The 25,472-nt window shown below is 60.3% G+C and carries 17 protein-coding genes; 13 read left to right on the plus strand and 4 right to left on the minus strand.

The genetic code is table 11. The features are described from left to right. Positions 1-12: 12 nt before the first annotated feature. Together CCANI_RS01595 and CCANI_RS01600 are read right to left on the minus strand one after the other, a co-directional pair. Positions 13-1,155 carry an acetoin utilization protein AcuC gene (locus CCANI_RS01595; protein ID WP_146325669.1) on the minus strand — a complete coding sequence of 381 codons (1,143 nt, stop codon included), beginning with the start codon at positions 1,153-1,155 and terminating at the stop codon, positions 13-15. Beyond that, positions 1,155-3,848, minus strand: a complete 2,694-nt coding sequence (locus CCANI_RS01600) for a GNAT family N-acetyltransferase (RefSeq protein ID WP_246118311.1) — start codon at positions 3,846-3,848, stop codon at positions 1,155-1,157. The genes CCANI_RS01595 and CCANI_RS01600 overlap by 1 nt, the downstream gene beginning before the upstream one ends. Before the next feature lie 383 nt (positions 3,849-4,231). On the opposite strand from CCANI_RS01600, the gene rplJ reads away from it, so the two are divergent. After that, entirely contained in the window at positions 4,232-4,750 is a 519-nt protein-coding gene (gene rplJ / locus CCANI_RS01605) for a 50S ribosomal protein L10 (protein ID WP_146325668.1), read from the plus strand. Positions 4,751-4,851: 101 nt separating this feature from the next. Continuing rightward, positions 4,852-5,235 carry a 50S ribosomal protein L7/L12 gene (gene rplL, locus CCANI_RS01610; protein WP_146325667.1) on the plus strand — a complete coding sequence of 128 codons (384 nt, stop codon included), beginning with the start codon at positions 4,852-4,854 and terminating at the stop codon, positions 5,233-5,235. 89 nt (positions 5,236-5,324) lie between these two features. On the opposite strand, the gene CCANI_RS01615 is transcribed toward rplL, so the two are convergent. Next, positions 5,325-5,705 carry a hypothetical protein gene (locus CCANI_RS01615; protein ID WP_146325666.1) on the minus strand — a complete coding sequence of 127 codons (381 nt, stop codon included), beginning with the start codon at positions 5,703-5,705 and terminating at the stop codon, positions 5,325-5,327. Positions 5,706-5,763: 58 nt separating this feature from the next. Between CCANI_RS01615 and CCANI_RS01620 the strand changes: the two genes are divergently transcribed. The 6 genes from CCANI_RS01620 to CCANI_RS01645 all read left to right on the plus strand — a co-directional run bounded on the left by CCANI_RS01620 (position 5,764) and on the right by CCANI_RS01645 (position 17,900). Next, positions 5,764-6,081, plus strand: coding sequence for a hypothetical protein (locus tag CCANI_RS01620; RefSeq protein WP_290211529.1), 318 nt, complete (start codon positions 5,764-5,766; stop codon positions 6,079-6,081). A gap of 10 nt (positions 6,082-6,091) precedes the next feature. Then, positions 6,092-7,054: a cell envelope lipid trafficking protein PgfA gene (gene pgfA / locus CCANI_RS01625; RefSeq protein WP_186750434.1), complete on the plus strand. Its 963-nt coding sequence runs from the start codon at positions 6,092-6,094 to the stop codon at positions 7,052-7,054. A gap of 256 nt (positions 7,055-7,310) precedes the next feature. Beyond that, positions 7,311-10,811, plus strand: coding sequence for a DNA-directed RNA polymerase subunit beta (gene rpoB, locus CCANI_RS01630; protein WP_146325663.1), 3,501 nt, complete (start codon positions 7,311-7,313; stop codon positions 10,809-10,811). Positions 10,812-10,939: 128 nt separating this feature from the next. Further along, positions 10,940-14,944, plus strand: a complete 4,005-nt coding sequence (locus tag CCANI_RS01635) for a DNA-directed RNA polymerase subunit beta' (protein WP_146325662.1) — start codon at positions 10,940-10,942, stop codon at positions 14,942-14,944. A 170-nt stretch (positions 14,945-15,114) separates the two neighbouring features. Continuing rightward, positions 15,115-15,477 (plus strand): hypothetical protein, encoded by a 363-nt coding sequence (locus CCANI_RS01640; RefSeq protein WP_146325661.1) that lies wholly within the window; start codon positions 15,115-15,117, stop codon positions 15,475-15,477. A 1,076-nt stretch (positions 15,478-16,553) separates the two neighbouring features. Next, positions 16,554-17,900: a PAS domain-containing protein gene (locus CCANI_RS01645; protein ID WP_146325660.1), complete on the plus strand. Its 1,347-nt coding sequence runs from the start codon at positions 16,554-16,556 to the stop codon at positions 17,898-17,900. 759 nt (positions 17,901-18,659) lie between these two features. On the opposite strand, the gene CCANI_RS01650 is transcribed toward CCANI_RS01645, so the two are convergent. Beyond that, positions 18,660-20,033, minus strand: a complete 1,374-nt coding sequence (locus tag CCANI_RS01650) for a helix-turn-helix domain-containing protein (RefSeq protein WP_146325786.1) — start codon at positions 20,031-20,033, stop codon at positions 18,660-18,662. A 44-nt stretch (positions 20,034-20,077) separates the two neighbouring features. On the opposite strand from CCANI_RS01650, the gene CCANI_RS01655 reads away from it, so the two are divergent. From CCANI_RS01655 to tuf, 5 genes are all read left to right on the plus strand, one after another. Next, positions 20,078-20,245 (plus strand): hypothetical protein, encoded by a 168-nt coding sequence (locus CCANI_RS01655; RefSeq protein ID WP_186750442.1) that lies wholly within the window; start codon positions 20,078-20,080, stop codon positions 20,243-20,245. A gap of 423 nt (positions 20,246-20,668) precedes the next feature. Continuing rightward, positions 20,669-21,040, plus strand: coding sequence for a 30S ribosomal protein S12 (rpsL, locus tag CCANI_RS01660; RefSeq protein ID WP_027012648.1), 372 nt, complete (start codon positions 20,669-20,671; stop codon positions 21,038-21,040). 3 nt (positions 21,041-21,043) lie between these two features. Beyond that, entirely contained in the window at positions 21,044-21,511 is a 468-nt protein-coding gene (gene rpsG, locus CCANI_RS01665; protein ID WP_146325688.1) for a 30S ribosomal protein S7, read from the plus strand. Between the two features lie 150 nt (positions 21,512-21,661). Then, the gene (gene fusA / locus CCANI_RS01670; protein ID WP_146325689.1) at positions 21,662-23,788 is read left to right on the plus strand and encodes an elongation factor G; all 2,127 of its coding nucleotides are present in this window, start codon (positions 21,662-21,664) and stop codon (positions 23,786-23,788) included. Between the two features lie 332 nt (positions 23,789-24,120). Then, positions 24,121-25,311, plus strand: coding sequence for an elongation factor Tu (gene tuf, locus CCANI_RS01675; RefSeq protein WP_146325690.1), 1,191 nt, complete (start codon positions 24,121-24,123; stop codon positions 25,309-25,311). Positions 25,312-25,472 lie beyond the last annotated feature (161 nt).

Genomic DNA, 25,472 nt, shown 5'->3' on the forward strand with positions numbered 1-25,472 from the left:
GTGATGGAGAGGTTATTGGAAGGGGACCAGGCCCCAATAGGGGAACACCGCGCGGGATGTTGCGATCATGGAGGGGTCCGCAGAGTGGGTCATCACGTGACCGGGGTCGAATTCCGCAAGGCCGGCAAGGGCATCGAGGTCTCCGAGGGTGCGGGATGCTCGGCAACCGACGGTGTTTTCCCAGTTCGCGGGCATCGGCGTGGTCGGATCCAACTCCACCCCGGCGACGGCGGCCAGCACTTGGTTCCACACTCGGGCAACGGAATCGCGCTGGTACCCGCCACCGCCGAGGGCGACCCATCGGCCGAAGGCAAAGCGATCGGCCCAGCGGCCGAGGGATTGATAGGCAACGGCCAGCGCATCGGAGGAAAGCCGCAGGTGGGTCAGGGGGTCCTCGCGGTGCGGATCCGCCCCATGTTGGCTGATAATTATTTCCGGTCGGAATCGCTGGAGGATCGCCGGCACGATGCTGTGCACGCAGCGCAACCAATCGACATCGCTGACGTTGGTCTCTAAGGCAACGTTCACGGCTGTGCCATATGCGTTCGGTCCTCCGATATCACCTGCGTGCCCGGTGCCGGGGAATAAATACAGGCCGGATTCGTGGATTGAAATGGTCACCACCCGCGGATCGTCCCAGAATAATTGTTCGACACCATCTCCGTGGTGGGCATCCAGATCGAGGTACGCCACGCGGTGCGCGCCGTGATTGAGTAGCCATTGAATGGCCACCGCGGCGTCGTTAAGCATGCAAAATCCGGAGAGTTCGGCGGCCTGAGCGTGGTGCAAGCCCCCGGAGATGTTTACGGCGCGTTTGGCGCGGCCGGTCCATACTGCGCTGGTGGCGGCGACGGTACCTGCGACGATGCGGGATGCGACGGCTGGAAGTGAGGGGACCAGGGGATTGTCGGCGGTGCCGATGCCGAACTCTGGGGCTGGGTGTCCGCTATGCAGGGCGGCGATGTATTCGGGCGTATGTACGAGGCGTAGGAGGGCGTCGCTAGCGGGCGGAGGTTCGACAATTTCGAACATTTGTAGGAGGCCGAGATGGGCGGCGAGTTGCATGGTGAAGCGCACGCGATCGGGGCCCATCGGATGTCGCTTGCCAAAGCTGTAGCGCTCCAGTTCCTCGTTGTGGATGAGCAGCGGGCGCATTAGACGGACCTGGCCAGCGGGTCGCGATGTCGGGGCAGGGCGGCCACCCGTAGCCGAGCGCCAACCACGTGGGTTGCCGAGGCCCCGGCGATCACCGGCGTAAGCTCGACTTCGACAATACTTGCGAAATCATCTTTCAGTTGGGCGAGCCGCACGAGCAAATCTTGGACCGTATCCAATTGCGCGGGCCGCGTGCCGCGATAGCCGTGCAGCAGCGGCGCCGCATGCAATTGTTCCAGCATGTCGGCGGTGTCTTGGGTGCGGACGGGCGCGGTGCGCCAGGCGCGATCCGAAAGTAGGTCCGAACTGACGCCCGAGACGCCGACGGAGACCATCGGCCCCAGCACTGCGTCTTCCAGCGCTTTTATGCTTAGCGACACCCCGGCACTCACTGTTGGCTGTATCACCGGGCGCAAGGACTTGGCGTTTGGATTTTCGGAGAGACCGAGTTCCACGGCGGTCTCGCCGAGCCGCAACCATGCGTTGGCCAATTCCTGCTGCGTGGAGATATTCCTATATATCGTGGACAGTTCCGGGCGGCCGCGGACCGGGTCGGCGGTGGCCTTGAGGACCACGTTCCAGCCGAAGTGTTCGGCGGCCTGTTCGGCCTCTTGTTCGGAGGTGACTTCGAGCCAGGGGACAAGGTCGATGCCGTAGGCGGCGAGGATATTTTGGGTTTCTTCGTCGGTGGCCCAGCGGCCGGTGGGGGAATCCGAAAGGATTGCGGAGAGGGTTTCTTGCACTTGTGGCTTGTTGCCAGTGATGGGTTCCTCGGCGGTGATATCGGCGGCTTGGGTCGCGGCGCGGATCGATTGGTTGTTGATGATCGCGGACAGGGCCTCCAAGGCATCCGCGTAGGCATCGAAGGTGGGCAATTGGCCCTGGTGTTCGGATTCTCGGTGATTGGTCACCTGGCGGAAGCCTACGAACACACCTACGAGGGGTTTGGTTTCCGTGTGGGCGGCGAGGTCTGAAAGCCCGGCGTGGGCGGCTTCCAGGATCGGATCGCCGATTTCCACCACGGCCGTGACCACTGCGTGGGATTCCGGGTCGGCGAGCGCTTCGCTTGCGGCGGCGAGGACCCCGGGGATGGGATCGTCGGTGACTGTGACGGCGCGCGGGGTTAGCCCGAAGCGAACCGCGGCTTGAGACATTTGTTCGCTCAGGCCGGCGGAGTTGGAAATAACGGTGACATTGCGGCCCAGGGGCAGCGGCTGGCGCGCAAGGATTTGCGAAATATCGAACATAGCGTCGCGTCTGGAAACGACGATGGCGCCGGTGCGGCTAATCACCTCATCCAAGGCGGACGGGGGTGCGGAGGGGCGCGGATCCTGTTCTTGAGACGTCGCCGCGGGGGTACCGGGACGGGCGGAGTGCAAGGCCCGGGAGGGGGTGAAAATCACGATGTGCTTTTCCAGGGCGAGGCGGCGCAGCACCCGGAAGAATTTGCGGGGGTTGCCGATGGCGTCGAGGGAAAGGAGGCAGACGCTGGTGGCATCGTCGTCGATCCAGTATTGGATTACGTCGTTGGCGGTGACATCGGCAAACGCACCGGTGGCCACGAAGGAACTAATGCCGCATCCACGTTCGATTGCGCGCGAGAGGACCAAGGTGGCCACGCCCGCGGATTGGGTGAAAATACCGGTGCGGCCATGCGCCGGATTCGGGGCGGGCGAGGCATTCAGGCGGATTTCGGGATCCGAATTTATGAGCCCCAGGGCGGCGGGGCCGAGGGCGCGCAACCCGTGGGCGCGGGCCTGGTGCACGAAGCGGACCTGCTCCTCGTGGGCCAGGGTGGGATTGTGGCCGCGGGCCAATACCAACATCCCGCGGGCGTGCTTTTCGGCGGCCGCCGCAAGCAGGGGTTCCAACTCGGCGGCATCGTATTGTGCGACCACCAGATCGATATCGCCAGCGATCGAACGCAGGTCCGAGGCCGTTGAGCCGGCCCGGGAGGCGGGGGCGGCGAGGATATGCAGGTTGCCGTTGAACGGGGCGTCGACAAGCTGGGGAATAATGGCGCGCATGCGGGAAAGGTCGCCGACAACGGCGATGGATTGCGGGCGGAGGAGGCGTCGAATCGAGGCGGCTTCGGACTTACGTTCGCGCTGCTGCATTACGTCGAAGGAACGTTCGGTGGGGTCGATGGGGAAATTGACGCTGATAAAGCCGTCTTCAAGCTGGGGCTTTACCTCGTAGCCGGCGCGGACGAAGACTTGCACCATGGCCCGGTTTTGGGTCAGCATCTCCGCAAAAAAGCGCTCCACCTGATTTTCGCGGCCCACCTCCGCCAGGTGTTCCAAAAGTATGTTCGCGGCGCCCTTGCCCTGGTAACTGTCCTGCACGAGGAAGGAAACGTCGGCAACCCGGGCGGGCAGGAAGGCGTCCAACACGCGGTAATGTGCGGTGGCCACAATCTGTTCATGCGAACAAATGACCAAGGTGACCTGGTTGTAGTGGTCGATATCGAGCCACGAATGCAGGTCGTCCTCGCTGAGCGTCGGGTGCGCGGAGAAAAAGCGCAGGTACTTGGACTTATCCGAAACGCGGGCGTAAAAATCGATGAAACCCTGGCGGTCGGAGAGCTGGGCGGGGCGCAACACGGCGACGCTGCCGTCGGCCATTACAACGTCGGCCTCCCATGCGCGGGGGGAATCGGCGGGCGAAAAGGCGGAATGCGGGGGTGTGGGCACTGGTCCTCCCGAGGGGTGATTCGAGGCGGCAAACGGCGGATTAGTGACCCAGGTTACAGCATCGCGGCGCTAAGCGGGGCCGGATTTGTGTTTCCGTCAACCCATGGGGTAGGTTCACGCATTGAAGTTTGATCGGCTCCGATGCCGAGTTCAAGTTTCACCGAAGACCGTCGGTTGCCTCGCGGATGTGCGGGGCCGAAGGTTTCCGCGCGAAGACGGAAGCGACCCACGCAGGAGAACTTGGAGCATTCTCATAGTTGTATGCGATGCGCCCTGTGCTCTTGTACGGGGCGTTTTTGATGTGTCACGGCTCGTTCCGGCGACGCGTCAAAGCTGCCTCGGCGGATCAACACCATACGTTCTATGAGGAAGGAGGCGAAGTAATGGCAAACGCAAAGAACATTGCCGCGGTGGAAGAGCTGAAGGCTCGTTTTGAAGCGGTATCCGCTGTTGTGTTGACGGAATACCGCGGCCTGACTGTTGCTCAGACGACTGAGCTGCGTCGCGCGCTTGGTCCGGATGTCAAGTACTCCGTCGCCAAGAACACCATGATCAAGCTGGCCGCAGAGCAGGCCGGCGTCGAAGGTCTGGATCCTGTACTTACCGGCCCCACCGCCGTCGCCTTTATTTCCGGCGAAGCTGTGGACGCTGCGAAGGCGCTGAAGAAGTTCGGCAAGGATAACAAGGCGTTCGTGATCAAGGGTGGCTACATGGACGGCAACTTCCTGAGTGCCGAACAGGTTGACGCCATCGCCGAGATGGACAACCTGGAAACCACCTACGCGAAGATCGCCGGTGCCATCAATGGCAGCTTGGCAAACACCGCAGGTTTGTTCGATGCCCACGCTTCTCAGCTGGCGCGTCTGTTCGCTGCGTACGAAGAAAAATTGCAGGGCGAGTAAGCTCGCTCCGCGCTATTACCCCCAAACTTTGGGCGCGTTTTAACCCTGGCGGGGTGCACCAGCTAGGGCGAGCGCCCAGCAAAATTGAAAGGATTGCCACCATGGCTAAGCTTACCCCCGAAGAGCTCATCGAAGCTTTCAAGGAAATGACCCTGATCGAGGCTTCCGAGTTCCGCAAGCTGTTCGAAGAGACCTTCGATGTTACCGCTGCCGCTCCGGTTGCCGTTGCCGCTCCTGGCGCTGCTGCTGACGCTCCGGCCGCCGAAGAGAAGGACGAGTTCGACGTCGTGCTCGAGGACGCTGGCGCCAAGAAGATCGGCGTGATCAAGGCTGTTCGTGAGCTCGTTTCCGGCCTGGGCCTGAAGGAGGCCAAGGAGCTCGTCGAGTCCGCTCCGAAGGCGATCATCGAGGGCGCTTCCAAGGAGGACGCTGAGGCCGCCAAGACCAAGCTTGAGGACGCCGGCGCCAAGGTTTCCCTGAAGTAATTCCACGTTTGCACACGTGTTCCCCGCTTGCCCTAGGTAGGCGGGGTTTTCGCTTATCGACGCCGCGATAGGCCAGGCTTCCGCGCGCGTTATGCGTGGAGGGAATTGAGCGCTTCTGCGAGGCCCCTTGCGATCTCGTGGGTGCGTTGTTCGGGGTCGCCAACATTGGCGCTGGTGAAGAACTGGAATTCGACTATGCGGTCGCCGAATGTGGTGGCGCAGATGCCCTTGTGGGTGTTGGAATCGGAGGGGTCCGTGCCCTCGGCGCAGAGGAACGTGAAATTGCGGGCGCTGATGGAGCGGGTGGGGAAATTAAGCCTTGTTTGGTTGAGATAATTGTCCACAAAGCCTTCGCGGACCTCGGCTTGATCCTCATCGATGATCGGGGGGTTTGCGAGGATGGCGCGGACGCGGAATTCCTGGGTGTCGTTGGCGTAGAAAATGGTCGCGGTGTTGTTGGGATTATCCACTTCCTGCGATTGTTGCGGCACGCCCGCGATGGATTCGGGCAGCTCCAGGAATGCGCTGTTGGCCTTGCTTGGGGAGCTTATTGTTGTTTTGGTGCTTCTGCTGGTGGATGTGATGGTGGAACTCACGGCGGTCTTGGCGGACGTGGTGGTGCTGGCCGATGTGCTGGTGCTGGTGGCCGATGTGGTGGTGGCCGCAGTGGTTTCGTCTGAGGATGTGGGAAGCAGGCCGCATGCGGAGAGCGCCAGTGGCGCTGCGAGGGCTAAGGCGATCCCGAACCTGGCGTGCGAACGAGTGTTTTCCATAGGCGCAGCTTATCAGTGGGGGTTGCGCTGCGGCCTGCGGCCCGGTGTGAACAATGTGCTGTCAAACGGCTAAAATGTGCCTCATGCTGCCCAAATCCAGAATTGTCTCAGCGCTTCTCGTCGGCCTTGGCGTTGCCCTGCTCATTCTCGGGCTGGGCGGGCCGCAGTGGCTGGTTCCTGAGGGGCGACTGCCGCTGGATTTCCCGGCCACCACGCTCACATTGCGGGACGCGAAAGCCACGGTGCCGGACCCCAAGGAGGAGCAGGCGGTGGAGGCCGCGGTGGTGAAGCAGATTCACGTGGGGCTTATGGAACCTTCAGACGAAACTTCGGTAACCGTGCGCGTGGGAACCACACTCTTGCGCGATAGCAAGTCTGCGGATAATGAGCGTTTGATCGGTGCGGAAGTGTGGAGCTATCGCATGGATCGTGATACGGGCGCCGCCGTCGGTGACGCGGTGGTGGCATTCTCCCCGGCGGACCCGGTGGCGCACATGCCGCTGGAGGGGGTGTGGGTGAAGTTTCCTACCTCCTCCGAGGTGAAAGTATTTGATCCCACGCTGCGCAAGGGCTTCGTTGCTAAAGAGGGTGAGCCCACCGAGGTGTTCGGTAGGCCGGCGCGGGTGTTTGTGCAGCATGTGCCCCCAACAAAGGTGGGTGAGGATCCCGCACTAGAGTTCCCCGAAGAGGATGGATCGGTCACGCCGTTGTTCTTTTACCACAAAGCCGAACGAAAATATATGGTTGACCAAGTCACTGGAGTCGTGTTGGATGTGCACGAAAGCATTCATGATTTCTATGGCACGGAAGACGGTGAAGAACGTCAGGCGGTTTTGAAGTTTGAAGGGCAGGGCACGGAGGATTCGGTGCGGGCTCTGGTCGAGGCGGTGGATTCGGTGTCGGACGGCTCTGGGATCCGCATGGCGCTCTATGGGGCGACGGCCCTCGGCGGAATGATGGCCATTGTTGGATTGGTTGGAGTGTTCGGTTTATGGGATCCGCGGGAGGTCAAGCCGCGGCGGATGCGGCATCGGTTGCGTTCCTAACCTGACGGTCTGCTAAGTTCACCCCACCCCGTTACCTTTACATCTACTGTGGTTTGGTATAAGCTGTTTCGTTGCGCTGGAATCCGTGTCCACGTATTGTGTCAGACCTTGATCATATGGGCGAAAAAACCCGACTTGACAAGGTCCTTTAGCGCTATCCGCGGCACGTTGGTTCCTGAAGCAGACCGAATGCTCAATAAATCAGCGGTCGGCGGCGGCCTTACCCACTTGAAGGGGCGTCGTTTGTCCGCGTGAGGTGCTGGAAGGACGCATCTTGGCAGTCTCCCGCCAGACCAAGTCAGTGGCCGAAATCCCCGGAGCTCCGCAGCGATACTCGTTCGCGAAAATCACGGAGCCGATCGAGGTTCCGGGTTTACTCGACCTACAACTGGAGTCTTTTGCATGGCTCATTGGCACGCCTGAATGGCGTGAGCGTATGAAGGCCGAAGCGGCCGAGGGTACGCGGGTCACCAGCGGCCTTGAGGATATCCTCGAGGAGCTGTCCCCGATTCAGGATTATTCCGGAAAAATGTCGCTCTCACTCTCGGAGCCCCGCTTCGAGGATGTGAAGAACTCTATCGATGAGTGCAAAGAAAAAGACATCAACTATTCAGCTCCGCTGTACGTGACCGCGGAGTTTGTGAACAACGAAACGGGTGAAATTAAGTCCCAGACCGTGTTTATCGGCGATTTCCCGATGATGACGGAGAAGGGCACCTTTATTGTGAACGGCACCGAGCGTGTCGTTGTTTCTCAGCTCGTGCGTTCCCCGGGCGTGTATTTCGATCAGTCGATCGATAAGTCCACGGAGCGTCCGCTGCACTCCGTCAAGGTCATCCCCTCCCGTGGTGCCTGGCTGGAGTTCGATGTGGATAAGCGCGATACGGTCGGTGTGCGCATCGACCGGAAGCGCCGCCAACCCGTCACCGTGCTGCTGAAGGCGCTGGGTTGGACCACCGATGACATTGTGAAGCGTTTCGGCTTCTCCGAGATCATGATGTCCACCCTCGAAGCCGATGGTGTGTCCAATACGGATGAGGCCCTGCTGGAGATTTACCGCAAGCAGCGCCCCGGCGAGCAGCCGACGCGTGACCTTGCGGAATCGCTGCTGGAGAATAGCTTCTTCCGCCCGAAGCGCTATGACCTGGCCAAGGTCGGCCGGTACAAGATCAACCGCAAGCTCGGTCTCGGCGGTGACCGCGAGGGCCTGATGGTGCTCACCGAGGAGGATATTGCCACCTCCATCGAGTACTTGGTGCGCCTGCACGCCGGCGAATCCACCATGCATTCGCCCACCGGCGAGATCATTCCGGTTGAGGTCGACGATATTGATCACTTTGGTAACCGCCGGCTGCGTACCGTCGGCGAGTTGATCCAAAACCAGGTGCGGGTGGGCTTGTCCCGCATGGAGCGCGTGGTGCGTGAGCGCATGACCACCCAGGATGCGGAGTCCATTACCCCGACCTCCCTGATCAATGTGCGCCCCGTTTCGGCTGCTATCCGCGAGTTCTTTGGTACCTCTCAGCTGTCTCAGTTTATGGACCAAAACAATTCGCTTTCCGGCCTGACCCACAAGCGCCGCCTTTCGGCATTGGGCCCCGGCGGCCTGTCCCGCGAGCGCGCCGGCATTGAGGTCCGCGACGTGCACCCCTCGCACTATGGCCGCATGTGCCCGATCGAGACCCCGGAAGGTCCGAACATCGGTTTGATCGGTTCGTTGTCTTCCTATGCCCGCGTGAACCCGTTCGGTTTCATTGAAACCCCGTACCGCAAGGTGGAAAACGGCAAGCTCACCGAGCAGATCGATTACCTCACCGCGGACGAGGAAGACCGCTTCGTGGTGGCCCAGGCCAATACGCCTTATGACAAGGACGGCAATATTACCGTCGAGCGCGTGGTGGTGCGCATGAAGGGCGGCGACATTGAGGTCGTCGATTCTTCCCGCATCGAGTACATGGATATTTCCCCACGCCAGATGGTGTCGGTGGCTACCGCCATGATTCCGTTCCTCGAGCACGATGACGCGAACCGCGCCCTGATGGGTGCGAACATGCAGCGCCAGGCCGTGCCGCTGGTGCGTTCCGAGGCGCCGTTCGTGGGTACCGGCATGGAGCTTCGTGCTGCCTACGATGCCGGTGACTTGGTGATCTCCAAGAAGGCCGGCGCCGTGGAGAACGTGTGCGCCGATTTCATTACCGTGATGGGTGATGATGGCATCCGCGATACCTATATGTTGCGCAAGTTCCAGCGCACCAACCAGGGCACCTGCTATAACCAGAAGCCGCTGGTAGACGTGGGTGACCGCGTTGAAGCTGGCCAGGTTATTGCGGACGGCCCCGGTACCGCTCAAGGTGAGATGGCGCTTGGCCGCAACTTGCTGGTCGCGTTCATGCCGTGGGAGGGCCACAACTATGAGGACGCCATTATCCTGAATCAGCGCCTCGTGGAGGAGGATATTCTTACCTCCATCCATATCGAGGAGCACGAGATTGACGCCCGCGACACCAAGCTGGGCGCCGAGGAGATTACCCGCGAGATTCCGAACGTCTCGGAGGAGGTTCTGAAGGACCTCGACGAGCGCGGTATCGTCCGCATCGGCGCGGACGTCCGTGACGGCGACATCCTGGTCGGCAAGGTCACCCCGAAGGGTGAGACGGAGCTGACCCCGGAGGAGCGCCTGCTGCGCGCCATCTTCGGCGAAAAGGCCCGCGAGGTGCGCGATACCTCCATGAAGGTCCCGCACGGTGAGACCGGTAAGGTCATCGGCGTTCGCCGTTTCTCCCGCGATGAGGAGGACGATCTCGCCCCCGGCGTGAGCGAAATGATCCGCGTGTACGTGGCTCAGAAGCGCAAGATCCAGGACGGCGATAAGCTCGCCGGCCGCCACGGCAATAAGGGCGTGGTGGGCAAGATCCTGCCGCAGGAAGACATGCCTTTCCTGCCGGACGGCACTCCCGTGGACATTATCCTGAACACCCACGGTGTGCCGCGCCGTATGAATATCGGCCAGGTGCTGGAGGTGCACTTGGGTTGGCTGGCCGCCGCCGGCTGGAAGATTGATACGGAGAATCCGGAGATGCAGGAACTCATGGATATGCTTCCCGAGGAGCTCTATGATGTTCCGGCCGGTTCGCTCACAGCAACCCCGGTGTTTGACGGCGCCACCAATGAGGAGCTCGCTGGCCTGCTGGCAAGTTCCCGCCCGAACCGCGACGGCGACGTGTTGGTGGATGGCAACGGCAAGGCGAACCTTATCGACGGTCGTTCTGGCGAGCCGTTCCCCTACCCGGTGTCTATCGGCTACATGTACATCCTGAAGCTGCACCACCTGGTGGACGAGAAGATTCACGCCCGTTCCACCGGCCCGTACTCCATGATTACCCAGCAGCCGTTGGGTGGTAAGGCGCAGTTCGGTGGCCAGCGTTTCGGCGAGATGGAGGTGTGGGCCATGCAGGCGTATGGTGCGGCCTACACGCTGCAGGAATTGCTTACCATCAAGTCCGATGACGTGGTGGGCCGCGTCAAGGTGTACGAGGCGATTGTGAAGGGCGAGAACATTCCGGATCCGGGCATCCCGGAGTCCTTCAAGGTGTTGCTGAAGGAGCTGCAATCCTTGTGCCTGAACGTGGAAGTGTTGTCCGCGGACGGCACCCCCATGGAGCTGGGCACCTCTGATGACGACGAGTTCGATCAGGCTGGGGCCTCGCTGGGCATCAACCTGTCCCGCGACGAACGCTCCGACGCCGACATCGCTTAAGAGCTCAAGGTCCATGCTTATCGACGCCGCGCCTTCCGCGCCCCCGCTGCGGGAGGGACGGGCGTCGAAAAGCGGGGCGAATACACACACATAGTTCTTAAAAACTTTCAACCCTAAGGGAAATATTCGTGCTCGACGTCAACTACTTTGACGAGCTCCGCATCGGCCTCGCTACCGCCGACGATATCCGTCGCTGGTCGAAAGGCGAGGTGAAGAAGCCGGAGACCATCAACTATCGCACTCTGAAGCCGGAAAAGGACGGGCTGTTCTGCGAACGTATTTTCGGTCCCACCCGCGACTGGGAATGCGCCTGCGGTAAGTACAAGCGCGTCCGCTACAAGGGCATTATCTGTGAACGCTGCGGCGTGGAAGTGACAAAGTCCAAGGTCCGCCGCGAGCGCATGGGGCACATTGAGCTCGCCGCGCCCGTGACGCACATCTGGTACTTCAAGGGCGTGCCCTCGCGCCTGGGGTATTTGCTGGACCTTGCGCCCAAGGATTTGGAACGCATTATCTACTTCGCTGCGAACATCGTTACCAGCGTCGATGAGGAGGCGCGCCACAACGACCTGACCACTCTGGAAGCCGAAATGCTGCTGGAGAAGAAGGACGTGGAGGCGGACGCCGAATCCGAGCTGGCCGAGCGCGCCCAAAAGCTGGAGGAGGACCTGGCCGAGCTGGAGGCAGCCGGCGCCAAGGCCGACGCCCGCCGCAAGGTGCAAAACGCCGCGGATAAGGAGATGCAGCACATCCGCGAACGCGCCCAGCGCGAAATCGATCGCCTGGACGAAATTTGGAACACCTTTGTGAAGCTGGCTCCGAAGCAGATGATCGTGGATGAGAACATCTACTCCGAGCTGGTGGACCGCTACGAGGACTACTTCACCGGCGGCATGGGCGCGGAAGCCATCCAAACCCTGATCCGCAACTTTGATCTGGACGCGGAGGCGGAAGAGCTCCGCACGATCATTAATGAGGGCAAGGGGCAGAAGAAGATGCGCGCCCTGAAGCGCCTCAAGGTGGTGGCCGCGTTCCAGCGCTCCGGCAACGACCCCGCCGGCATGGTGCTGGATTGCATCCCGGTGATCCCGCCGGAGCTGCGCCCGATGGTGCAGCTGGACGGTGGCCGCTTTGCCACCTCCGACCTGAACGACCTGTACCGTCGCGTGATCAACCGCAATAACCGCCTCAAGCGCATGATCGAGCTCGGCGCGCCCGAGATCATCGTGAACAATGAGAAGCGCATGTTGCAGGAATCCGTGGACGCGCTGTTCGACAACGGCCGCCGTGGCCGCCCGGTGACGGGCCCCGGCAACCGTCCGCTGAAGTCCCTGTCCGACTTGCTCAAGGGCAAGCAGGGCCGCTTCCGCCAGAACCTGCTGGGTAAGCGCGTGGACTACTCGGGCCGTTCCGTGATTATCGTGGGTCCGCAGCTGCGCCTGCACGAGTGCGGCCTGCCCAAGCTCATGGCATTGGAGCTGTTCAAGCCGTTCGTGATGAAGCGCCTCGTGGAAAACGAGTTCGCGCAGAACATCAAGTCCGCCAAGCGCATGGTGGAGCGGCAACGCCCCGAGGTGTGGGGCGTGCTAGAAGAGGCCATCGCCGAACACCCGGTGATGCTGAACCGTGCGCCTACGTTGCACCGCCTGGGCATTCAGGCGTTCGAGCCGGTGCTGGTGGAAGGCAAGGCGATCCAGCTGCACCCGCTGGCCTGTGAAGCCTTTAACGCCGACTTCGACGGTGACCAGATGGCCGTGCACCTGCCGCTTTCGGCGGAGGCGCAGGCCGAGGCCCGCATCCTGATGCTCGCCTCCAATAACATCTTGTCCCCGGCGTCCGGCAAGCCGCTGGCCATGCCGCGCCTGGATATGGTGACCGGCCTGTACTTCCTCACCCTGGCCAAGGGCCCGGACGAGTTCGGCGGCCAAGGCGCCTACGAGCCCGCCACGGAAGACGGCCCCGCCAAGGGCATGTACTCCTCCGTGGCCGAGGCCATCATGGCCTACGACCGCGGCGTGCTCGGCCTGCAGGCGCCCATCAAGGTGCGCATCTCGCACCTGCGCCCGCCAGCGGACGTGGAGGCGGAGCAATTCCCCGAAGGCTGGAACAAGGGCGACACCTGGTTGGCCGATACCACCCTGGGTCGCGTCATGTTCAATGATCTGCTGCCGTGGAACTACCCGTACCTCGAAGGCGTGATGGTGCGTAAGGGCGGCGGCTCCGACAAGATCATGCTCGGCGATGTGATCACGGACCTGTCCGCGCGCTACCCGATGATCACCGTGGCACAAACCATGGACAAGATGAAGGACGCCGGGTTCTACTGGGCTACCCGCTCCGGCGTGACCATCACCATGTCCGACGTGCTCGTGCTTCCGAATAAGGAAGAGATCCTGGACCGCTACGAGGCGGAAGCCCGCGAGATCGAACGCAAGTACTGGATCATGGGCGCGCTGACGCCGCGCGAACGCTACGACCGCCTGGTGGAGCTGTGGAAGGACGCCACCGACACCGTGGGTAAGGCCGTGGAGGAGCTGTACCCGGATGACAACCCGATCCCGATGATCGTGAAGTCCGGTGCCGCCGGTAATATGCGCCAGATCTGGACCCTGGCTGGCATGAAGGGCATGGTGGTGAACTCCAAGGGTGAGTACATCACCCGCCCGATCAAGACCTCCTTCCGCGAAGGCCTGTCGGTGTTGGAGTACTTCAATAACTCCCACGGTTCCCGCAAGGGCCTGGCCGATACCGCGCTCCGCACCGCCGACTCCGGTTACCTGACCCGCCGCCTGGTGGACGTGGCCCAGGATGTGATCGTCCGCGAGGAGGATTGCGGCACCCGCCAGGGCGTAAAGGTCCCGGTTGCGGTCGAGGTCAAGGACGCCACCGGTGCCGTTACGGGTTACGCCCGCCATGGCCTTGTGGAAACCTCCGTGACCGGCCGCGTGCTGGCCGCCGACGCCAAGGACGCCAATGGCGAGGTAGTGCTCGCCGCCGGTACCGACCTCGGCGAGCTGCAAATCGACGCCCTCGTGGCCGCCGGAATCACCCAGATCAAGGTGCGTTCCGTGCTCACCTGCCAGACGCCCACCGGCGTGTGCGCGAAGTGCTATGGCAAGTCCATGGCCTCCGGCAAGCAGGTGGATATCGGCGAGGCCGTGGGTATCGTGGCCGCGCAGTCCATCGGCGAGCCCGGCACCCAGCTGACCATGCGTACCTTCCACCAGGGCGGTGTCGGTGGCGACATCACCGGTGGTCTGCCCCGCGTGCAGGAGCTGTTCGAGGCCCGCGTGCCCAAGAACAAGGCGCCCATCGCTTCCGTGGCGGGCACCGTGCACCTGGAGGATGAGGGCAATTTCTACACCATGACCATCACCCCGGACGACGGTTCGGACGATGTGGTGTATGAGAAGCTGTCCAAGCGCCAGGGCCTGGCCATGATCAAGGTGGAGATGGAGTCCAACCCCGGTAACTTCATCGAGCGCACCATTCAGGAAGGCGACCATGTGACGGTGGGCGAGCGTCTGCTGCGTGGCCCCGCCGACCCGCACGATGTGCTGGAGGTCCTCGGCCGGCGCGGCGTCGAGCAGCACCTTATCGACGAAGTGCAGGCCGTGTACCGCGCCCAAGGTGTGGCCATCCACGATAAGCACATCGAGATCATCATCCGCCAGATGCTGCGCCGCGGCACGGTCATCGAGTCCGGCTCCACGGAGTTCCTGCCCGGCACGCTTGTGGACCTCTCCGAGGCGAAGATGGCCAACGCCGAGGCTATCCAGGGTGGCGGCCAGCCCGCCGAGCTCCGCAGCGAGATTATGGGTATTACCAAGGCGTCGCTGGCTACCGAGTCTTGGCTTTCCGCTGCTTCGTTCCAGGAGACCACGCGTGTGCTTACCGACGCCGCGATTAACAAGCGCTCCGATAAGCTCATCGGCCTCAAGGAGAACGTGATCATCGGTAAGCTGATCCCGGCGGGCACGGGTATCGCCCGGTACCGCAATATCTCCGTCAAGCCGACCGAGACGGCGCGCAACGCCGCCTACTCGATCAGTACCTACGGCGACTCCATCTACGGGGACGACACCTTCGGTGACTTCACCGGCGCGTCCGTCCCGCTGGAGGAGACGTTCTAACGCACCCTAAGGTCTGCTAGTTCAAGACAAAGCCCCTGTACACGGCCTCCCAGTGGGTGGGAGAGGTACAGGGGCTTCGTGCTGCCCGGCGGCCCCCGAAACCCTTGGTGAGGCAGATTCGACACGCCTGGGTCCTAGCGTCGGTGTTTCCGCAGGAACGCAAAACCACCATGTCAGATCTGCCTGAGGCAGATTTTTGGGGCGAGTTTGTATCGAGTTCGCGCTGCATTGAGGCGCCGGGAAAGTGGTTTACACACACGCAAATTCCTGAGCGTAAACACATAATCTTTAATGCATTTCTCAGCTTTACGGGCTTCAATAGGGTGATTTCCACATGCTTGCGGCGCGTGGCCGCGTGGGGGCCAAAACCGATAAAAAATGCTCTGACCAGCCAATTTGGGGTATTTGGGTGGGTGAACCTTGGGCCGGTGGTGCGTGACACGTTGGCCATGGTTGTAAAATATAAAAATATCGCGACCAGGGTTTTCGTGGGGGTTTATTGCGAAATTGTTGGAAATCGAAATGCGATTTAAGAGCTGGTAATTCGTGTGCTCCATATGTTCGTATCCGTCTCACGTATTCGCTTTATAGCGATGTTGTATTTGTTCGCATGGAAACATTGTCTAAGCCGCTGTCATTTTAAGTGTTATTGCATAAATTAATTGCGTACGAACAGATAGTTTATTTTCTACTTGGTTTGGCAAACAGGCCCGAAAACAAATTGCAAGGGGGAGTGATCAAAGTGTAGCTGACCTGATGTTTCATGCCCTGACCTGCGGCAAAGCTGCAACTTGGCGGCACTGCCGCAGGGCGTCGAAATGTGCATGAAGCTAAGGCCCTGACCTGCAGATAGTGCGCAATGTGAATATGTGTGGAGTGGTTGGATCGCCAGCAATTTTCCTACCCGCAAGTAGGGCGTGAGAATGGGGGCCGGTTTGACGCGAGGGCTGTTCTGGGGATTTCTCAACAGCGCAAAACCTGGAGCGTGCCGCCAGCTGGGAACATCGTGGGTACCTATCGGACTGGTAGTTAAAACTTGCAGGTTGGGGCGCATGCGACAGCATGAAAGCCGGTGCGCTACCCCGGTAGGGGTATTGATGGGGGTGCCTGCGAACGCGGCTGCAGAGGTGATTTGGGTCTCATTGATTCGGGGTCTCGGAGGCCTCGTGGGGGTGGCCGATTGGGGGGTGTTTTGGGTGGGTGTTCGTGTCGGCCGCGGACGCGTCCGCTGAGCGGTTCTGTGCGGGCGGGCCGGGGCGGTAACAGGCAGGTAAGAAACGTCTGTGCGGCGGTGTCAGATGAGATACTTTTGTATTTGCGGAGTTATTGTTCATTGCAGAACACTTGAGCTACAGGAGGCGGTTTTTGGCCGATGTAACGCCCGCCGTATTGGCCGCTTTATCGACTTGATGGATCAACTAGAGTGTCGTTGATAGCTAAGTGGTTGTGTCAACGTTTTTGTTCGACTTCTGCTGTGTTAGCATATGTTGTATTGCGAATTATCTTGACGGTCGACTCTGCTACGTCTGTGTAAATTCAGTTGCGCTCAACGAATTTATTCGTAAGCGGTAAGCGACAGTCGCATGCAGATTATCGAGATAGGGTACCTATGAATAACGTGAACGCAGCTGAGCCGTTTCATGAGTTCGGAGCGGATCAACTATTCTTCTCCGTGACCGATGGCAAGGGAGTGATCAAGGAAGCCAACCAGGTTTTCATCGATCTCTCTCGGTATGGCATCGAAGAGCTCATGGGCGCTCCACATAACGTGATTCGTCACCCAGCCATGCCGGGTGGCACCTTTCATGCCATGTGGGCCACGTTGAAAGCGGGTCAGCCCTTTGGTGCGTACGTGCGAAACCGGGCAAAAGATGGCAGCCGCTATGATGTGTACGCGACGGTGACACCGCTGCCCAATGGCGGTTTCCTTTCGGTGCGCTCCCGTCCCATGTGCGTTGACGTCCGGGATGTAGTGTTCGAAATCTACGAAGCCACCTTGGAGCACGAGAAGGAACTCGCCGAGACGGTCACCGTGCGGCGTGAAATCGCCGCGTCCGGCGCGGAACGCCTCCTGGCCTTGGTGAAGGAAGCCGGCTTTTCCAGCTATTCGGAATTCCAGAACGCAATACTGCCCATGGAAGTGCTTACCCGCGAGGCGGAAACCCCGCCCATCGAAATGGAACGCACCGCCAGCGGCAAACTCGGGGATCTCCAAGACAATGTGCACGGGGTGTTCCGCGAACTGGATGAGTGGATGCGGGGGCTGGAACCCCTCGAGCGATTGTCCCTAATGTTGCGCCGCGCGCGCCGCAGGTTGGGCAGGGACATTGAGGTCACGGCGTCGATAGTCGGGCTGATTGAGAAGCTGGACGAGGGGTACGAGGAAGCACTCGCCCCCCTACAGCAGTGGGTGGAAATGCGCAATAGCGCGAACGAGCACGTAGAACACCTGCAACGCCAGCTGGAAGACTTCGACGGGCAAATCGAACAATCGCGCTTTACCATCGCGCTGGCCCGCCTGCACACGACGATGGTGGTGCAATTCATCGAGGAGCTCGCCGCCCACGATGAAATGGACGAATCCGCAGAACGCGGCATCCGGCTGCTGGCCGACGCCCTCGACGTGGACATCCTCACCATGTGGGAAACCGCGGAGAAGCTAGCCGCGCTGGCGGAGACCGTCAACGCCGACATCGAAATGCTGGTGGGGCAGTTGCGCGAACCGTTGGAACTCATGGTCGGCTGGCGCGAAAGCATGGCAGACCACCACCAAAGCGACGACCTGAAAGAACTGGTGCAATCCGTGTCCGGGTCCACGCTGGGGGCTGAAGCCGCCATTAAAGAACTGACCTCCCTGTCCGAGCAGGTCGCTGAAGTGAAGACCGTGGGTACGGACGAGCTGATGAACTATATCGAGCAGGTGCGCGACCTGGCTTCCTTGGAGGACGAAGAGTAGGGGCGCCTGTGAGTCGGGGTTCGGGGTTCGGGGGCTGGGGTGTTGGGCTGGTCGGGATGGGTTGTGAGGCTAGGCGGTGGGGCTGGCCGGGGTGGGTCGTGTGCGGTTCCGGATAGGTTGCGGACAACCCCTGACCTGCGATCGTCCGGAATTTCTTCATTGGGTGGCTCAACGAAGAATGGAAGGACGAGCTGCGGGGTTTTCGGGCCAGATTCGTCCGGAATTTCTTCGTAAGACTCCCGAATGAAGAATAGAAAGACCAGCCCCAGGTCGGCGGTTGCGCGCAACGTATTGGCAGGTGGGGTGGTTGCGTGAGATCTACCGGCGGGAGCGGTGGTTTGGAGAGGTTGCTTTGGCTGCCCGATCCCGCCGCTTAGGCCGATTCGACAGGTCGGGGCGTTTGGAGGGTGTTTCCGCAGGCGGGCAAAACAGCCGTGTGAGATGTGCCCGAGGCAGATCCGGCGACGGGGGTTGGTTCGAGAAAGTCCGAACCTTATCGTCTGGGTATGCTCTCCCGGCAGCCTCCACCGACAGGTCGTGTGCGGTTCCGGATAGGTTGCACACAACCCTTGACCTGCGATCGTCCGGAATTTCTTCATTGGGGTGGTCAACGAAGAATGGAAAGACGAGCTGCGGGGTTTTCGGGCCTGTAGAATCTCGCGACCTTGGTAACACTCTGTGCCATCACCTTGGTAACAATCAGTATCATCACCTTGGTGACAACCAGTAGCATTACCTTGGTAACGCGCGAGCGGGTAGTTAATCCTCTAGTTCAGCAGCGGCGGTGGGGTGTTGTTGTAGCCATTGCTGCTGTCGTTTGAGAAACCACGGCGGGGCCTCGTGGAGGTACGCGCCGATGATTTTCCAAAGGGGTACGGTGGCGCCGATCGGTTCGCCGAGCACGTTTAGTGGCAGTGGGATTCGCAGGACCATGACGCCGTCGACGGAATCGAATAGCGCGTATTCATCGTCGGTGTGAACGACGTAGTAGTGCTTATCGGTAAGCCGTTTGGGGATATTGATGTAGTACCCCGCGAGCGCGAAACGTGGTCTGGACGAGGGTTTGATGTACAGCATTGCTGGATCCTGGTCGAGGCCATCTGCAGCGCTGGGGGACTCGCTCGAACGGGCCTGCCGGTATTTTTCAATCTCTGCAGTCAATTGCTCCTGGGTGATGGGCTCGCCGCTACTAGGGCGGTGTTCGATGCTGTCCCAGGCCTGTTTCGGGGTCATACCCCCGAGTGCTTGATGCCTCCGCTTGTTGTTGTAGTACTCCCGGTATTCACTGAGCAATTCCTTCAATTTGGCCTCAGTACTGGGCTTGTGCGCATCAAGGAACTTCACCAAGGTTTGATGGGAGCGTTCGTTTTTGCCTTGGGTTTGGGGATGATCCGCCCGGCCAGTAATGGCCTCACAACCCTTGACGGCAAGAAACCGATGCAGCGCAGTGATCCGGCCCCGGCGAATCTGATTAAACGCGCCACCATTATCGCTCAGCAATTGGCGCGGTACCCCATAGACACGGATCGCGTTAACTACACAGTTCAACGCATCTGCCCCATTTTCCGGCTTGGTGCCATACGTAGTACCCACATCAAATCGGGTTGCATCATCGATGAGCTGGTAAATCGTGATCACAGTGCCCGCCGGAGTAGCGAGCCGATAGGAAAACGCATCCAGCTGCCACAACTCCATGGCACAGGATCGCTCGAAGCGCACTATCGATGAGCGAGGCCGCTTCCGGGGATTCTTCGCGACCACACCCGCAGCAGCCAGAATCCGAGCAATCGTCGACACCGAAGGAATCGGCTGCACCACATTCGGCTGATCAATCAACGCATACCAAATGGATCGCGGCCCATTATCCCAACCAAATTGGCCAAGCCGCTCCCGCATCGCAAGCACCATCGACACCGTAGCCTCATCATAGGTAGTCGCAGGCTTATGCGGCGCACTCGACCGCGGATGCAGCGCCCCAAATCCTTCCTGCTCAAAACGCTTTTTGATCGCATAATACGTTTTCCGGCTAATGCCATGAACCGCACAAAACTCCGTAATACTCATGCCGTTCGCGGCACACGGATCAAATTCAACAATTAAACGCCGCACATTCGGCGAAAGAGGACGAACCATGCACCTAATTGAAAACGAACACCACCAAAATCGTTTCCACGGTCATGAGACTCGTTGCATCCAAGGCCATGAGACAGACTGTTACCAAGGACATGAGACAGGTTGTCACCAAGGTGATGAAACAGGTTGTTACCAAGGTCCTGAGAGATGACAGGGGTTTTCGGGCCAGATTCGTCCTGAATTTCTTCGTAAGACCCCCGAATGAAGAATAGAAAGACCAGCCCCAGGTCGGCGGTTGCGCACAACTCATCGGTGACAACCCACTGGCCCCCCGAGCGCTTGCGTCCCAACCTGCCAGACACTCAAGGCGCCCAAACCCCCCAGACGTCCCAACCCCCAACCCCCAGACCCCTCGCCCCCCACACAACTAACCCCTTCCCAAGGTAAACATTAGGATTCGCTGTGACCTCGGTCTTCACATCAAGATTTTTGCTTCACACACATGTATGTGTAGTCTGATTAGCTAGTCCCACGTCTCCATGGTGGGAGCCCGAATTTCCCCGGTAGGCCAGCGAGAGCGGCTGACTGGGTTTTGCGCGTTCTGAATGCGGTTCGCGTTCGGGCGTATTCCGAAGACATCGGTCGGTGTTTGTTCCGGCCGGACATACACACCGATCACACAAGAAAGACGGTTCATGCCCACTATTCAGCAGCTGGTCCGAAAGGGCCGCCATGATAAGACCGCTAAGGTGAAGACCGCGGCCCTGAAGGGTTCCCCTCAGCGTCGCGGCGTGTGCACCCGTGTGTACACCACCACTCCGAAGAAGCCGAACTCCGCTCTCCGTAAGGTTGCCCGTGTGCGTTTGACCTCCGGCATTGAGGTTTCCGCTTACATTCCGGGTGAGGGCCACAATTTGCAGGAGCACTCCATGGTGCTGGTGCGCGGTGGCCGTGTGAGGGACCTCCCGGGTGTTCGTTACAAGATCATCCGTGGTTCCTTGGACACCCAGGGTGTGAAGGATCGTAAGCAGGCTCGTTCCCGCTACGGCGCGAAGAAGGAGAAGTAATCAATGCGTAAGGGTCAAGCTCCTAAGCGTCCCGTTGTGAAGGATCCGGTCTACGGTTCCGAAGTTGTTTCCCAGCTTGTAAACAAGGTGCTGCTGGACGGCAAGAAGTCCGTCGCGGAGCGCATCGTGTACAACGCTCTTGAGATTTGCCGTGAGAAGACCGGCACTGATCCGGTGCTCACCCTGGAGAAGGCGCTGGGCAACATTAAGCCTGACCTTGAGGTTCGTTCCCGCCGCGTTGGTGGCGCAACGTACCAGGTCCCGGTTGAGGTGCGTCCGGGCCGCGCGAATACTCTTGCGCTGCGGTGGTTGGTGAACTTTACTCGCCAGCGTCGTGAGAACACCATGACTGAGCGTCTTGCCCATGAAATCCTGGACGCTGCGAACGGTTTGGGCGCTTCCGTGAAGCGTCGTGAGGATACCCACAAGATGGCCGAGGCTAACCGCGCCTTCGCTCATTACCGCTGGTAAGTCCCCACACACAAGTGCTTTTCGACGGCCCCTCTCGCCCTGTACGCTTGGCAGCTGCAACGTTTGCAGTCGTTAGCGGCGGCAGGGGCCCGTTGCCTCCTGTAGGCGACGAATCAAGCTAAGAAACACAACATAAGTTAGGGAACAACCGTGGCACAAGAAGTGCTTACAGACCTGAAAAAGGTCCGCAATATCGGCATCATGGCCCACATTGATGCTGGTAAGACCACCACGACTGAGCGCATCCTCTTCTACACCGGCATCAACCGTAAGGTCGGTGAAACCCACGACGGTGCATCCACGACTGACTGGATGGAGCAGGAAAAAGAGCGCGGCATCACCATTACTTCCGCCGCCGTGACCTGTTTCTGGAAGGGCAACCAGATCAATATCATCGACACCCCCGGGCACGTCGACTTCACCGTTGAGGTGGAGCGCTCCCTGCGTGTGCTCGACGGTGCGGTCGCCGTGTTCGACGGCAAGGAAGGCGTGGAGCCGCAGTCGGAGCAGGTGTGGCGCCAGGCCGCCAAGTACGATGTCCCGCGCATCTGCTTTGTGAACAAGATGGACAAGCTCGGCGCGGACTTCTACTTCACCGTGCAGACCATTATTGATCGCCTCGGTGCTAAGCCGTTGGTGCTGCAGCTGCCCATCGGCGCTGAGGACGACTTCGACGGCGTCGTTGACCTGGTGGAGATGAAGGCCATCACGTGGCGCGGCAAGGTGGAAACCGGTGCGGAGCCCGTGATCGAGGAAATCCCGGCCGATCTGCAGGACAAGGCCGACGAGTGGCGCGAGAAGCTGCTCGAGACCGTGGCTGAGTCCGATGAAGAGCTCATGGAGAAGTACTTCGGCGGCGAGGAACTCACCATTGAGGAGATCAAGGGTGCGATCCGCAAGCTGACCGTGGCTTCCGAGGTGTACCCGGTGTTGTGCGGTACCGCTTACCGTAACAAGGGCGTACAGCCGCTTCTCGACGCCGTGGTCGACTACCTCCCCAACCCGCTCGACATTGGCGAGGTTGAGGGCCATAAGGTTGGCGACGAATCCGAGAAGATCACCCGCAAGCCTTCCGTGGACGAACCGTTCTCGGCACTTGCTTTCAAGATTGCCGTGCACCCGTTCTTCGGCAAGCTCACCTTCGTTCGCGTGTACTCCGGCATTGTCGAGCCCGGCGCCCAGGTTTCTAACTCCACCAAGGGGAAGAAAGAGCGCATCGGCAAGCTGTTCCAGATGCACGCCAACAAGGAGAACCCGGTCGACGAGGCACGCGCTGGCAATATCTACGCCTTTATCGGCCTGAAGGACACCACCACCGGTGACACCCTTTGCGATGCGAACAACCCGATCATCCTGGAGTCCATGGACTTCCCGGATCCGGTGATCGAGGTGGCCATCGAGCCGAAGACCAAGTCCGACCAGGAGAAGCTGGGCACCGCGATCCAGAAGCTCGCCGAAGAGGACCCGACCTTCACCGTGAAGCTGGATGAGGAGACCGGCCAGACCGTTATCGGCGGTATGGGCGAGCTGCACCTCGACGTGCTGGTGGACCGCATGAAGCGCGAGTTCAAGGTCGAGGCGAACGTGGGTGCCCCGCAGGTGGCGTACCGCGAGACCATCCGCAAGGCTGTGGAAAAGCTCGAGTACACCCACAAGAAGCAGACCGGTGGTTCCGGTCAGTTCGCACGTGTGATCATCGCCATCGAGCCTTACGCTCCGGCCGTGGAAGAACTGGAAGAGGGCGAGTCCGCCACCTACAAGTTCGAAAGCGCTGTTACCGGTGGTCGTGTTCCTAAGGAATACATCCCCTCCGTGGACGCCGGTATTCAGGATGCGATGCAGTACGGCTACCTCGCCGGCTTCCCGCTGGTGAACATCAAGGCCACCCTGCTCGACGGTGCTTACCACGAAGTGGACTCCAGCGAAATGGCCTTCAAGATCGCCGGTACCCAGGCGCTCAAGGAAGCCGTTGCCAAGGCAAAGCCGGTGCTGCTCGAGCCTGTGATGGCCGTTGAGGTCACCACCCCTGAGGAATACATGGGTGAAGTGATCGGCGACATCAACGCTCGTCGTGGCCAGGTGCACGCGATGGAAGACCGCGCTGGCGCCAAGCTGGTCAAGGCCAAGGTTCCGCTGTCCCAGATGTTCGGCTATGTTGGCGACCTGCGTTCCAAGACCCAGGGCCGCGCCAACTACTCCATGATTTTCGATTCCTACGCGGAGGTGCCCACCAACGTGTCGGCGGAGATCATCGCTCAGCGCAACGGCACCGCCTAGCTGAAGCTGGTTGGTTTGTGTGGTGAGGCTGTGAAAGTCCAGTGCCTCACCGCATGCCCCTCACCCCTAAAGGGGCAGACAGGTTGCGCGTAGCGGCCTGCTGGATGCTTTGAATATATGTGCTACAGAGCATCCAGCTGGCCGTTACCGTGACCGCTGATAGGTTGGGCGCACGAGGGTTTGAAATTCGGCCCTTAGCACCCTAATATTACGTAACTGGCACAATTGACCCGCCGGACCTGTAATCCTGAGCATTTCGGGGCGAAAGGAAAGGCAATACACCTATGTGGCTGCGAGAGTCGTAGCCACCGCGAAGTCCAGGAGGACATACAGTGGCAAAGGCGAAGTTCGAGCGTACAAAGCCGCACGTAAACATCGGTACCATTGGTCACGTTGACCACGGTAAGACCACCACCACCGCTGCCATCACCAAGGTTCTGGCAGACGCTTACCCGGAGCTGAACCAGGCTTTCGCCTTCGACGCCATTGACAAGGCACCGGAGGAGAAGGAGCGTGGTATCACGATCAACATCTCCCACGTTGAGTACCAGACCGAGAAGCGTCACTACGCACACGTGGATGCCCCCGGCCACGCCGACTACATCAAGAACATGATCACCGGCGCTGCGCAGATGGACGGCGCTATCCTCGTTGTGGCCGCTACCGACGGCCCGATGCCGCAGACCCGCGAGCACGTGCTGCTCGCCCGCCAGGTGGGTGTTCCCTACATCCTCGTTGCGCTGAACAAGTGTGACATGGTTGATGACGAAGAAATCATCGAGCTCGTTGAGATGGAAGTTCGCGAACTCCTCGCCGAGCAGGAATACGATGAGGATGCCCCGATCATCCACATCTCCGCTCTGAAGGCCCTCGAGGGTGACCCGGAGTGGACCGAGAAGATCGTTGAGCTTATGAAGGCTTGCGACGAGTCCATCCCGGACCCGGAGCGCGAGACCGACAAGCCCTTCCTGATGCCGATCGAGGACATCTTCACCATCACCGGCCGTGGCACCGTGGTCACCGGTCGTGTTGAGCGCGGCAAGCTCAATGTGAACGAAGAGGTTGAGATCCTCGGTATCCGCGAGAAGTCCACCACCACCACCGTTACCGGTATCGAAATGTTCCGCAAGCTGCTGGACTACACCGAAGCTGGCGACAACTGTGGTCTGCTCCTCCGCGGCATCAAGCGCGAAGACGTCGAGCGCGGCCAGATCGTGGCAAAACCCGGCGCTTACACCCCGCACACCGAGTTCGAGGGTCAGGTCTACGTCCTTTCCAAGGACGAAGGTGGCCGCCACACCCCGTTCTTCGACAACTACCGCCCGCAGTTCTACTTCCGCACCACCGACGTTACCGGTGTTGTGAAGCTGCCTGAGGGCACCGAGATGGTCATGCCTGGCGACAACGTTGACATGTCCGTCACCTTGATCCAGCCGGTCGCCATGGACGAGGGCCTCCGCTTCGCTATCCGCGAAGGTGGCCGCACCGTCGGCGCTGGCCGCGTCACCAAGATCACCAAGTAATACCGGCTGATCTTCACCGAACCACCCCACCTTCTTCATCGAAGGCACGGGGTGGTTTTGCGTATTTAACACGCCAGCTCTGACGGACGCCTTGCGCACCGATCCTGCTACCGCGCCCCGCACCCACGTGTAAATTTAAGGGGGAAACAACCTTTCTGTGG

It is taken from the genome of Corynebacterium canis (assembly GCF_030408595.1).
Taxonomy (GTDB): Bacteria; Actinomycetota; Actinomycetes; order Mycobacteriales; family Mycobacteriaceae; genus Corynebacterium; species Corynebacterium canis.

Bases quoted from the DNA above. Each gene is read 5' to 3' on its own strand.
- CCANI_RS01595 (WP_146325669.1), bottom strand. From the start codon at position 1,155: ATGCGCCCGCTGCTCATCCACAACGAGGAACTGGAGCGCTACAGCTTT.
- rplJ (WP_146325668.1), top strand. From the start codon at position 4,232: ATGGCAAACGCAAAGAACATTGCCGCGGTGGAAGAGCTGAAGGCTCGT.
- rplL (WP_146325667.1), top strand. From the start codon at position 4,852: ATGGCTAAGCTTACCCCCGAAGAGCTCATCGAAGCTTTCAAGGAAATG.
- pgfA (WP_186750434.1), top strand. From the start codon at position 6,092: ATGCTGCCCAAATCCAGAATTGTCTCAGCGCTTCTCGTCGGCCTTGGC.
- CCANI_RS01640 (WP_146325661.1), top strand. From the start codon at position 15,115: ATGTCAGATCTGCCTGAGGCAGATTTTTGGGGCGAGTTTGTATCGAGT.
- CCANI_RS01645 (WP_146325660.1), top strand. From the start codon at position 16,554: ATGAATAACGTGAACGCAGCTGAGCCGTTTCATGAGTTCGGAGCGGAT.
- CCANI_RS01650 (WP_146325786.1), bottom strand. From the start codon at position 20,033: ATGGTTCGTCCTCTTTCGCCGAATGTGCGGCGTTTAATTGTTGAATTT.
- CCANI_RS01655 (WP_186750442.1), top strand. From the start codon at position 20,078: ATGAGACTCGTTGCATCCAAGGCCATGAGACAGACTGTTACCAAGGAC.
- rpsL (WP_027012648.1), top strand. From the start codon at position 20,669: ATGCCCACTATTCAGCAGCTGGTCCGAAAGGGCCGCCATGATAAGACC.
- rpsG (WP_146325688.1), top strand. From the start codon at position 21,044: ATGCGTAAGGGTCAAGCTCCTAAGCGTCCCGTTGTGAAGGATCCGGTC.